The sequence below is a fragment of the Sporosarcina sp. SG10008 genome, assembly GCF_044569405.1.
Lineage (GTDB): Bacteria > Bacillota > Bacilli > Bacillales_A > Planococcaceae > Sporosarcina > Sporosarcina psychrophila.
Window position 1 is genome coordinate 2,545,855 of sequence record NZ_CP172607.1, and the last position, 12,339, is coordinate 2,558,193.

General features: G+C 44.0%; 9 protein-coding genes. All 9 read right to left on the reverse strand.

Annotation, left to right across the window (positions count from 1 at the left end; genetic code table 11):
• Positions 1-29 precede the first annotated feature (29 nt).
• A complete protein-coding gene (gene rbfA / locus ACGLYD_RS12255) occupies positions 30-392 on the reverse strand; it encodes a 30S ribosome-binding factor RbfA (RefSeq protein WP_067211145.1) in 363 nt (120 codons plus the stop codon).
• A 22-nt stretch (positions 393-414) separates the two neighbouring features.
• Positions 415-645: a DUF503 domain-containing protein gene (locus ACGLYD_RS12260; protein ID WP_370569893.1), complete on the reverse strand. Its 231-nt coding sequence runs from the start codon at positions 643-645 to the stop codon at positions 415-417.
• A 44-nt stretch (positions 646-689) separates the two neighbouring features.
• Positions 690-3,251, reverse strand: a complete 2,562-nt coding sequence (gene infB / locus ACGLYD_RS12265; protein ID WP_399628153.1) for a translation initiation factor IF-2 — start codon at positions 3,249-3,251, stop codon at positions 690-692.
• Positions 3,199-3,576: a YlxQ family RNA-binding protein gene (locus ACGLYD_RS12270; protein WP_067211153.1), complete on the reverse strand. Its 378-nt coding sequence runs from the start codon at positions 3,574-3,576 to the stop codon at positions 3,199-3,201. Before ACGLYD_RS12270 ends, infB begins: the two co-directional genes overlap by 53 nt.
• Complete coding sequence (rnpM, locus tag ACGLYD_RS12275) at positions 3,573-3,851, reverse strand: RNase P modulator RnpM (RefSeq protein ID WP_067211155.1); 279 nt, start codon at positions 3,849-3,851, stop codon at positions 3,573-3,575. Before rnpM ends, ACGLYD_RS12270 begins: the two co-directional genes overlap by 4 nt.
• A 19-nt stretch (positions 3,852-3,870) precedes the next feature.
• Complete coding sequence (gene nusA / locus ACGLYD_RS12280) at positions 3,871-5,067, reverse strand: transcription termination factor NusA (RefSeq protein ID WP_187045374.1); 1,197 nt, start codon at positions 5,065-5,067, stop codon at positions 3,871-3,873.
• 22 nt (positions 5,068-5,089) lie between these two features.
• Positions 5,090-5,566, reverse strand: coding sequence for a ribosome maturation factor RimP (rimP, locus tag ACGLYD_RS12285; protein ID WP_067211160.1), 477 nt, complete (start codon positions 5,564-5,566; stop codon positions 5,090-5,092).
• Between the two features lie 368 nt (positions 5,567-5,934).
• Positions 5,935-10,257, reverse strand: a complete 4,323-nt coding sequence (locus tag ACGLYD_RS12290) for a PolC-type DNA polymerase III (RefSeq protein WP_399628158.1) — start codon at positions 10,255-10,257, stop codon at positions 5,935-5,937.
• A gap of 214 nt (positions 10,258-10,471) precedes the next feature.
• Positions 10,472-12,178, reverse strand: a complete 1,707-nt coding sequence (locus ACGLYD_RS12295) for a proline--tRNA ligase (RefSeq protein ID WP_067211165.1) — start codon at positions 12,176-12,178, stop codon at positions 10,472-10,474.
• Positions 12,179-12,339 lie beyond the last annotated feature (161 nt).

Below are 12,339 nucleotides of genomic sequence, written 5' to 3' on the forward strand. Positions count from 1 at the left end.
CTTTATGCCCGTCGCATCTTAGCGGCACCCTACTCTTTTTCTACTTCATTGTCTTCGTTTTTCACCTGTTTAAGAAGTGATTCGATTCGAGTTCCGTATGCAACGGAAGTATCGTATTCGAACTTAAGTTCGGGTGTTATCCGAAGCCTGATTCGCTGGCCGATTTCAGTACGAATATATCCTTTCGCCTGATTCAGCCCTCTTAGTGTATCCTTTTTTTCCGAATCTTTTCCAAGAACAGAAATGTAAATCGTTGCATGTTGAAGATCACCAGTCACCTCGACATCAGTTACTGTAACAAAACCGATTCGTGGATCTTTAATTTTTTGACCGATGATTTCACCAAGCTCTTTTTTCATCTGCTCTGCAACACGATTAGCACGCATTGTCATGGATGGTCACCCCAATCCCGTTTTAATAATAGTCGAGCGTTAAGTTGGACAATTCCCATTCTGGATTTGACTCCAATAGTCGGATTGCCCGCCTAACCTCACGCTCAGCTGCATCTTTTGATGAGGCAACAGCAACAAGAGCGATTGTTGTTCGTTGCCACAGATCCTGATGATCTAGTTCTGAGATGGAGACATTATAGTCATTTTTGACTCTGTCCGTCATCCGTTTTAAAACAGACCGCTTCTCTTTCAATGAAGCCGCCTCCGGAATGAAGAATGAACATTCCGCATAGACAATCATACTCGTTTAATTTCTTCCATGATGAAGGCTTCGATAACGTCGTCTACATGTATATCGTCAAAGTTTTTGATTGTAATTCCACATTCATAGCCTTTTGCTACTTCTTTTGCATCGTCTTTAAAGCGTTTCAATGTATCTATTTCGCCTTCGAAGATGACGATGTTGTCGCGAACGATACGAACGCTTGAATCACGAGTAATCTTACCGCTCGTCACATAGCTTCCCGCAATCGTTCCGATTTTAGACACTTTAATTGTTTCGCGTACTTCAACTTGGCCGATAACTTTTTCTTCGTATTCAGGGTCAAGCATACCCTTCATTGCCAATTCGATTTCTTCAATCACTTTATAGATGACACGGTGTTGTCTGATTTCAACGCCTTCTTCTTCAGCCGCGCGTTTCGCGTTGACATCTGGACGAACGTTGAATCCAATAACGATAGCATTTGATGCAGCAGCAAGTGAAATATCAGATTCATTAATCGCGCCAGCACCTGTGTGGATGATTTTAACGTTGACGCCTTCAACTTCAATTTTCATAAGTGAAGATGCCATCGCTTCAACCGTACCTTGTACGTCTGCTTTTACGATTAAGTTCAATTCTTTGATTTCGCCTTGTTTCATATGATCAAACAAGTTATCAAGTGTTACACGTGTTTTCTCAACTCGTTGATCTTGCAGCGCTTCACCAGCTCTAGTTTCCCCGATTTGGCGTGCTGTTTTCTCGTCTTCAAAGACAACAAAACGATCTCCAGCTTGAGGTACATCGCTTAACCCTGTAATTTCAATCGGTGTAGATGGGCCAGCTTCTTTCACGCGGCGTCCAATGTCACTTACCATCGCACGTACACGACCGTATGTGTTACCAACTACGATTGGATCACCTACACGAAGCGTTCCGTCTTGTACAAGAAGCGTTGCAACAGCACCGCGACCTTTATCAAGAGAAGCTTCAATAACACTTCCGCGTGCGCGGATGTTTGGATCAGCTTTTAGTTCAGCGACTTCGGCAACAAGAAGAACCATTTCAATCAACTGGTCAATTCCTTCGCCTTTTAATGCTGAGATTGGTACGAAAATTGCATCTCCGCCCCATGCTTCAGCAACAAGTCCTTGGTCTGTTAATTCTTGCATAACACGGTCTGGATTTGCAGAAGGCTTATCCATCTTATTCACTGCAACGATAATCGGAACTTCAGCCGCTTTCGCATGGTTGATTGCTTCGATTGTTTGTGGCATAACACCATCATCCGCTGCTACAACAAGAATCGTAATATCAGTCACTTTCGCACCGCGTGCACGCATCGTTGTGAACGCCGCGTGACCTGGTGTATCAAGGAATGTTATTTTCTTGCCCTTTTCTTCGATTTGGTAGGCACCAATATGCTGTGTGATACCGCCCGCTTCGCCTTGTGTAACTTTCGTATTACGAATCGAGTCTAGAAGTGTCGTTTTACCGTGGTCAACATGCCCCATGATTGTAACGACTGGAGGACGTTCAATTGAAGCAATAGCTGTTTCTTCATGCTCCTCAAAGTACGTTTCAAGATCAGTTACATCGATACGAATTTCTTCTTCTACTTCAACTTCATAATCTGCGCAGATGAGTTCAATCGCATCTTTGTCCAATTCTTGGTTGATTGTAGCCATGATACCAAGCATGAAGAGTTTTTTGATGATTCCAGACGGTTCCCGGCCTAGTTTGTTCGCTAGTTCAGCAACTGACAGTGATTCGTAGAAAGTGATTTTTTCCGGTAACGGTTTTTCCACTTTTGGAATCGGGTTCGCTGGACGATATCTTCTACGCCCTTGGTTTATACCACGTGCCGGTGGACGTCCACCGCGACCGCCACCTGGACGACTTGGACCTCCGCCACCTGGGCGTCCGCCTTGTCCACTTGGTGCGCCTTGTGCTGGACGATTGCCACCTGTTGAACCTTGCGCTGGGCGATTGCTACCCGTTGAGCTTTGCGCTGGACGGTTGCCGCCTGTTGAACTTTGTGCTGGACGGTTGCCACCTGTTGAGCTTTGTGATGGGCGATTGCCACCTGTTGAGCTTTGTGATGGACGGTTGCCACCTGTTGAACTTTGTGCTGGACGGTTGCCACCTGTTGAGCTTTGTGATGGGCGATTGCCACCTGTTGAGCTTTGTGATGGGCGGTTGCCACCTGTTGAGCTTTGTGATGGACGGTTGCCACCTGTTGAGCTTTGTGATGGACGATTGCCGCCTGTTGAGCCTTGTGATGGGCGATTGCCGCCTGTTGAGCTTTGTGATGGGCGATTGCCGCCTGTTGAGCCTTGCGCTGGGCGATTGCCGCCTGTCGAACCTTGTGATGGTTTTGGAGCCATTTTTTGTTCAGCACCCTTCGTTTCTACTTTTGGCGCACTTGGTTTAGTGACATTGCCACTGAATTTACTATTCAGCTTTGTAATCGAATCATTATCTAATGTCGACATATGATTTGTAACACTTACATTTATCTTTCCAAGCTCATCAATAACTTCTTTACTCGTCCGATTCACTTGTTTCGCGTATTCGTGTACTCGTATTTTCGTCATTAGTCCACCCCCGGTTATATTCGTTGAGTAGCCCGGACACCTTTTTAGCAAAACCGCTGTCCGTTAGCGCAAGCACCACTCGCGACTCTTTTCCAACTGCATGTCCAAGCTCTTCTCGAGTCCCGAAAACATGCTTCTCAACGTTGTAAAATGCACTTTTATCAGTTAATTTCTTCAATGTATTTTTAGATGCGTCTTCTGAAATAATTACAAGACGTGCTTTGCCGGCACGAATTTCCCGAACAACCAAATCTTCACCCATAATAAGCATTCTTGCCCGCGCCGCCATGCCAAGCATTTGATAAATCTTTTTCGGATCTGTCATTTTAATGCCTCCCGGCGGATCGCGTGGAGAAGATCCTCAAATACCTGTTCAGGTACGGCCGTTCCAAGTTGACTTTCAATCGATCTGTTACGGCGCGCGGATTCAACTGCTTCTTCGGATTTTGACACATATGTCCCGCGGCCTGATTTCTTGCCAGTGAGATCGACTGAAACTTCCCCTTCTTTCGGGCGGACGATGCGAATCATTTCCTTTTTGGGAAACATATTGCCTGTCGCCGCACATTTACGCAAAGGAATTTTTTTCATGTTTGTCATGTGTGCTCAACCTTTCCTCTCAGTCTTCGTTTTCCGTATCCGTATACAGATCGATTGTTTCAGTTCCAACGTCTTCTGTTACTTCATCTTCAACGAAGTACGGGTCGCTTTCGTTCGCGTCCCCATCCAACTGGACTTGTTCTATGATTAACGCACTAGTGGCTGACGGATAAATCCCAAGTTCGCGTGCATCCGTTTCGCTCTTAATGTCGATTTTCCAACCAGTCATCTTGGCAGCAAGTCTAGCGTTTTGACCACGTTTCCCGATAGCAAGTGACAATTGATAGTCAGGTACAACAACCGTTGTCGATCGATCTTCTTCATTTACCTGAACGTCAATTACTTTTGAAGGACTCAGTGCATTTGCTACGAATATAGCTGGATCCTCTGACCATTCGACGATATCGATTTTCTCGCCATTTAGTTCATTTGAAATCGATTGAACCCGTGCACCTCTTGCGCCTACACATGAACCAACCGGATCTACTGCATCATTATTCGTATGAACTGAAATTTTAGAACGATCTCCCGCTTCTCGTGCAATCGATTTGATTTCAACGATACCTTCAAAGATTTCAGGAACCTCAACTTCAAACAGTCTGCGAAGAAGTCCTGGATGTGTTCTTGATACGAACACTTGCGGACCACGTGATGTACGTTCAACTTTTGTAATATAGACTTTGATACGATCATGGGGTTGATACTTTTCTGTCGGGATCTGTTCCCCTACTGGTAAAACAGCTTCGACTTTCCCAAGACCAACATACAAATTTCGTGCGTCAAGGCGTTCAACAATACCGTTGACGATATCATCTTCCCTATCGACGTACTCTTCATAGATGATGCCACGTTCCGCTTCCCTCACACGCTGCGTAACAACTTGCTTCGCAGTTTGTGCTGCAACACGACCAAAGTCGCGTGGCGTCACTTCTTCTTCAACAACATCTTCAAGTTCATAAGATGGGTTGATTTTATGTGCATCTTCAAGACTGATTTGTAGACGCTCATCTTCGACTTCTTCGACAACGTCTTTTCTTGAATAAACTTTCATTGTTCCTTTATCAAGGTTCAAGTCAACGCGCACATTTTGTGCCTGATTAAAATTGCGTTTATATGCGGTTACAAGTGCCGCTTCGATTGCTTCCACTAATACGTCCCTAGAAATACCTTTTTGCTTTTCTAAGGCTGTCAATGCATCGAGTAGATCACTACTCATGTTAATCACTCCTACTATTCAATTATGCGGAAAAGTCGATTGCCAAACGGGCAAGTGCGATTTTATCCAGTTCGATTACAACTTTTATTTTTCTAGTCTTAATGCGCATTTCAACTTCAGCGCCTTCAGGACCATATGCCAATAAATAACCTTCGAACTCTTTCATATCTTTAATGGCTTCGTACGTTTTAATGAATACGAACTGTCCAATCGCTTTTTGAAAATCTTCTTCCTTCTTCAACGGACGCTCTGCGCCTGGTGAAGACACTTCAAGAAAGTAGTTTTGCGGAATTGGATCAGTACGGTCAAGCTCTTCACTCAACTTTTCACTAACTTGAGAGCACTGATCAATATCGATGCTTCCGTTAGGTGTATCAATATAGACCCGTAAAAACCAGTCTCTTCCTTCTTTAACGAACTCTACATCGACAAGTTCCAATTCTAGTTCCTCTACAATTGGACCGGCGATTTTTGCGACTTCTTCCGTAATATTACTCATCTTAGCCCTCCCGAAATATTAATCAAATACGCCTCGGCGTATTTGCGCCAAGATTAGGTAGATTTAATTCACTACAAAATCTGTGGCATCCGCCGGAGGCTCTAACTTTATTTGATGAAAGCCTGAACTTCTACCAAATAAAATTAAAAAACAGTACAGAACAACAGAAAAGAGCGGGAAATCCCACTCTTTTTGCGCAAGACTATTACAAAAGTTGTTCCCATCATACCATACGATATTTGCTGGTGCAAACAAACCGAACAAGAAGAGTTCGGTTTGTTTGCATAATTCCAGCTTCCTTTGCGGGGATTATACAATAGATGTTAAACAACGCTACATATTGTATTTCGAAAAACCCAGCAAAAATCCTAGAAGAGGGACAGCTGATTCGCATCAGGCATACCTTCCAAACAACCTAATGCGTCCATATACTCGACAATTGTCTTCGAAACACGGCCGCGCTGTTGGAAATCTTCTTTCGAAAGAAATTCTCCGTCTTTCCTTGCTTCAACAATTGAATTCGCAACGTTCGTTCCAAGAGAAGGAACTGAATTAAATGGCGGAATCAGTGTATCGCCTTCAATAAGGAATGTTGTTGCGTCGGATTTATACAAATCTGGTCTTGCCAATGAAATACCGCGCTCCCACATTTCCAGCGCAATTTCAAGTACCGTGAGCAAGCTCTTTTCTTTCGGCGTTGCATCAAGCCCTTTTGCATTAATCTCTTTAACTTGCGCTCTAACCGACGCAGACCCCTTCGTCATCGTCAGTAGATCGAAGTCCGTTGCCCGTATTGTGAAGTATGTTGCATAGTACAGAATTGGATGATGCACTTTGAAGTATGCGATGCGTAGCGCCATCAATACATAGGCAGCTGCGTGTGCTTTCGGGAACATGTATTTAATCTTTTTACAAGATTCAATGTACCAGTTAGGTACGCTTTGAGCTTTCATTTCCGCTTCAAACTCCGGTGTCAACCCGCGGCCTTTACGGACAAATTCCATAATCTGAAAGGCCATCGACGGATCTAGCCCTTGATAGATCAAGTACACCATAATATCATCACGACAACCAATAACGTCTTTCAATTCGCAAGTTTTGTTCTGAATCAATTCCTGGGCGTTGCCGAGCCAAACGTCCGTACCATGAGACAATCCGGAAATTTGAATCAGTTCCGAAAACGTCGATGGCTTCGTTTCTTCAAGCATCTGCCGTACGAATCTTGTCCCAAACTCAGGCACACCAAGCGTACCCGTCTTACAACCGATTTGCTCCGGAGTGACGCCAAGCGAAGTTGTACCGCTGAATAATTCCATGACGCCTTTATCATCCGGTGGAATCGTAAGTGGATCAATGCCGGATAAATCCTGCAACATTTTAATCATTGTCGGATCATCATGACCAAGAATATCGAGTTTCAACAAGTTATTGTCAATGGAATGGAAGTCAAAATGAGTCGTCTTCCAACTCGAATTCAAATCATTCGCCGGAAACTGAATGGGTGTAAAATCGAATATATCCATATCATCCGGAACAACGATAATTCCGCCGGGATGCTGCCCCGTATTCCTTTTAACGCCTGAACAACCTTGTACCAGTCGATCAATTTCAGCGCCACGGAAGTTCAAATTATTATCATTCATATAGCCGCGTACATAGCCATAGGCGGTCTTCTCAGCGACTGTTCCAATCGTCCCTGCACGATAAACAAAATCTTCACCGAACAGTTCCTTCGTATAATTATGAGCATGTGCTTGATAATCACCACTGAAGTTGAGGTCAATATCGGGAACTTTATCCCCATTAAATCCAAGGAAAGTTTCAAACGGGATATCCTGACCATCTTTTTTGAACGGCGTTTCGCATGTTGGGCACATTTTGTCTGGAAGATCGTAGCCAGAACTGACAGATCCATCATCGAAAAACTCGGCTACCTTACAGGTCGGACAAATATAATGTGGCGGCATTGGATTTACTTCGGTGATTTCCATCATCGTAGCAACAAGCGACGAACCGACAGACCCCCGAGACCCAACCAGATACCCTTCATCTAGCGATTTCTTCACGAGTTTATGCGATATAAGGTAGATAACCGCAAAGCCGTGACCAATAATCGATTTTAGTTCTTTTTCAATACGCGCTTCGATGATTTCCGGCAATTGCTCACCATAGATTCCGTGCGCCATCGAATACGTCAGTTCACGTACTTCTTCATCCGCACCTTCGATTGTCGGAGTATAAAGATCATCTTTGATTGGTTTTACGTTACCGATTCTTTCTAAAATTGCATGCGGGTTGTCGATGACTATTTCTTCCGCGACTTCTTGACCTAGAAACGCAAACTCTTCCAGCATCTCATCCGTCGTTCGGAATTGGACCGCCGGTAGCGAATGCCTGTTCATTGGATTGGCTCCACCTTGTGATCTGACAAGTACTTGGCGGAATGTTGCATCCGTTTCATCAATGTAATGGACATTTCCAGTTGCACAAACGGGTAAACCAACCTTTTTCCCAAGCTTGATTAGTTTCCGCATGATGTCTTCCATATTCCACTCATCGCGAATCAATTCAAGTTCAAGCAAATGCGAATAAACTGGTTTGGGATGGACTTCAAGGTAATCATAAAACTTCGCAATTTCCTCTACTTCTTCCATCGGTTTCTGCATAAGCCCCTCGAACACTTCACCTTTATCACAACCAGAGCCAACAAGCAGCCCTTTACGGTATTTAACTAGCAATGAACGCGGAATACGCGGAATACGGTAGAAATAATCCATATGTGAGTACGAAACAAGTTTGAACAGGTTTTTCAATCCTTCATCATCCACCGCTAAAAGTGTACAATGCGATGGACGGGACCGTTTGTAGACGTCACCTTCACCAATATGGCGGTTAAAGTCATCCAAGTATTCGATGCCTTTGCTTTCCGCATCTTTTAACAAACGAAGGAACAGATGTGCAGTCGCTTCGGTATCATAGATTGCTCGGTGAGCCTGAGTCAGTTCGATTCCGAACTTTTTCGCTAACGTACCAAGCCTGTGATTACCCATTTCTGGGTACAGGAAGCGGGCCAGTTCGAGCGTATCGATAACCGGATAGGCCGCGGCTTCCAAGTCCGCCTTTTTACATGCTTGATAAAAGAAGCCCATATCGAATTTCGCATTATGAGCAACAAGAATCGAATCGCCAATAAATTCGACGAAATCTTTCGTGACATCCTCAATTTCCGGTGCATTTTTTACCATTTCGTCGGTAATTCCCGTCAATCTGGTCGTTGTCGATGATAGCGGATGATGTGGATTTGAGAATCTTTCGAACGTCTCAATAATCTCACCATTTTTCACTCTGACTGCAGCCAGCTCGATGATTCTGTCATACACCGCTGAAAGCCCTGTCGTCTCAACGTCAAATACAACAAATGAATCATCTTCAAGCTTTCTATGCTGTTCATCAAAAACGATAGGCACTCCGTCATCAACTAGATTTGCTTCTAGTCCGAAAATGACTTTCACACCATGTTTTTTCCCAGCGTTATACGCCTCTGGAAATGATTGAACGTTCGCGTGATCTGTAATTGCGATTGCGGGGTGTCCCCATTTCGCCGCTTGTTCAACAAGTGCAGATGCAGATACAACGGCATCCATCTGACTCATCGTCGTGTGTGCATGCAGCTCAATCCGTTTTCGGTCCTTCGGCGCCTTGTCTTGTCTGATAATAGGAGACACTTCCATAACGTCTTGAGCCATCATAATAAGATCCCGTACGAACGTATCGTTTTGGATACCGCCGCGGGCTCGAATCCATGTCCCTTTTTTCAGCGCCTTCATCATTTCCGCATCTTCGTTATCACGCGAGAACATTTTAACAAGAATTGAATCCGTGTAATCTGTTACTTTAATCGTCAACAGTGAGCGTCCACTCCGCAGTTCACGAACATCCGTGTCAAACACATAGCCTTCTATTGTCACGCGACGTTCTTCGTCCTGAATTTGCTGAATTTCGAGCATAGGCTCATCTGGTTTAATTGGCGTTCCGAGACGGAATGGTCCAGATACAGTGCCACTTTCTTTCTGGGATGTTTCCCTTAGTTTTAAATCTTCAAGCGCTTTTTTACCATACGCTTCCTCTTCCGCTAGCCGTTGCGCCATAAATGCTTCACGGGCAGCTTCCGCTCCGCTATCTTCATCTGTCAATTTGAAATCGACGACAGGCCGTGGAAATCCGAATGATGTATACACATCCGTGATGAGTCCAGCATATTTGCCTTTCATCATTTGTAGTTCCAAATCATTCGTACAAGAAAGCGTCATTTTACCACCCGTCATGACCGGCTTTTGTCCAATAAGAAGTTCTCTGATTGGCGGAGACATATCACTCAACTCTTCGATGATAAATGGCCAATAATCCGTTAGTAATTGCCCATCTACTTCCTGGTTTCTGGATGTAATCTGAAGCTTAACCGTCGCAATGGCCGCAAATGTTTTATGGATACGTTGTGAAAACACTGTATAGACATCTACTGGTAATGGCTTGTCGAGCGTTAAATTAAATTGCCACACTCTTGATTTTCGGTGAATGTTCACACGGTTAAGTTCCGCATGTTCAAAGTGAATGACATATTGATCATCTGTCATCTCGATTTGTTGCAGCAAGATATATAGTTTATTTATAGCGTCCATAAGCCTCTCCAATCCTTCATCAGTAAGAAAAGCGCAAGGCGCCGTCTAGACGCGACAGGCATAAGTCGATCCCGGGACGTGGCGCTCTTTGCCACATAGCTGGATTGCTTATGACCGAGCGGCTGGCGCCTGGAGCTAGACACTGTTCTAGGTCAAAAAACACATTCTTTCTTAATCTTTCGAAAAAGAAGGGAAGTACCGACATGCGGCCTTCCCTTCTCAATAGTTATTCAGCTGTGAAAAATGCTTGTAACTTTTCAGTTAGTTCTTCTTTTTGCCATTCAGCAGTTTCTCCGGTTTGTCTGAATTTGATTTCGACAATTCCTTCTGAAGCTCTTTTCCCGATTGTAATGCGAATCGGTAGACCAATCAAATCTGAATCTGCGAATTTAACGCCTGCACGTTCAGGACGATCATCATACAGGACATCATATCTGTAAGATTTTAGAACACTATATAATTCGTCAGCCAATTCTTTCTGACTTTCATCTTTAAGATTTACGGCAATTAGATGGACATCAAATGGCGCAATCTTCTTCGGCCATTTCAATCCGTACTCATCATTGAACTGTTCCGCGACAGCTGCAAGTATACGTGATACGCCAATGCCATAACAGCCCATGATGTACGGTTTCGATCTGCCGTTTTCATCAAGGAATGTTCCGCCCATCGGTTCACTATATGTCGTACCTAATTTGAATATATGTCCAAGTTCAATTCCTTTGGCAAACTTAATGGTACCCTTGCCATCCGGAGACGCGTCTCCTTCGAGGATGAAACGAAGATCTTCATAGCGATCCACAGCAAAATCACGTTCTGGATTGACATTTGTCAAATGGAAACCGTCTTCGTTTGCTCCGCATACACCGTTGACGATTGATGCGACTGAGTGATCTGCAATCACTTTAAGATCAAGAGGAAGTTTAACTGGCCCGATTGAACCAACCCCACAAGAAAGAAGCTCAGTAACATCACCTTCAGCTGCGAACTCAACTTCTGAGGCACCAAGTACATTTTTCAACTTAATATCATTGATTTCATGATCTCCACGACAAAGGACTGCGATTAGCTCATCATCTGCTTTGAAGATAAGTGTCTTAATAAGACGAGTTGCATCGACATTCAGGTATGAAGCAACTTCGCTGATTGTTTTTTGATCAGGCGTTGCGACTTTTTCTACTTCCCGCAATGCTTCATCCAGTTTTTCATAGTTGACATTCACTTCAGCCATTTCAATGTTAGCTGCATATGAGGATGAATCACTATATGCAATTGTATCTTCACCAATGTCAGACAGCGCCATGAATTCATGTGTATCTGTACCACCGATTGATCCACCGTCTGCCATAACTGCACGGAAATCAAGCCCAAGCCTTGTAAAGATATTCGTATAGGCTTGCATCATTTCCTGGTATTTCTCATCAAGACTTTCTTCCGTCGCATGGAAGGAATACGCATCTTTCATGATGAATTCGCGTCCTCGCAGAAGTCCGAAACGTGGACGCTGTTCATCCCTGAACTTCGTCTGTATTTGGAACATTGTCAGTGGTAGCTTCTTATAAGATTTCACTTCATCGCGAACAAGTGAAGTAATTACTTCTTCATGAGTCGCACCGAGGGCGAATTCCCTTTTATGCCGATCAGTCATTCTGAATAGCTCAGGACCATATGAGTACCATCTGCCAGTTTCCTGCCAAAGTTCCGCTTGTTGCATAGCAGGCATAAATACTTCTACAGCTTCGATTGCTTCCATCTCTTCACGGATAATTGTCTCGACTTTTTGAAGTACTTTCTTTCCCAAAGGTAGGAATGAATAAATTCCACTTGTATTTTGTCGGATAAAACCTGCGCGTAAAAGTAATTGATGTGATTTTACATCGGCATCAGAAGGTACTTCACGCATCGTAGGTATGAATGTTCGCGATTGTTTCATCTATGTTCCCACCTTAAGTATTGTTTTTGGAATTCCTTGGTATATAGGTCAATATAAAGAATCCCATTTAATTCGCTACGGCGCTCAGAGATACGTGCCGACCTAAGCCAAGTTGCATCGGTCCTGTCGATAAAGGCAAAGTACGCCTTTCCCGACAGGCC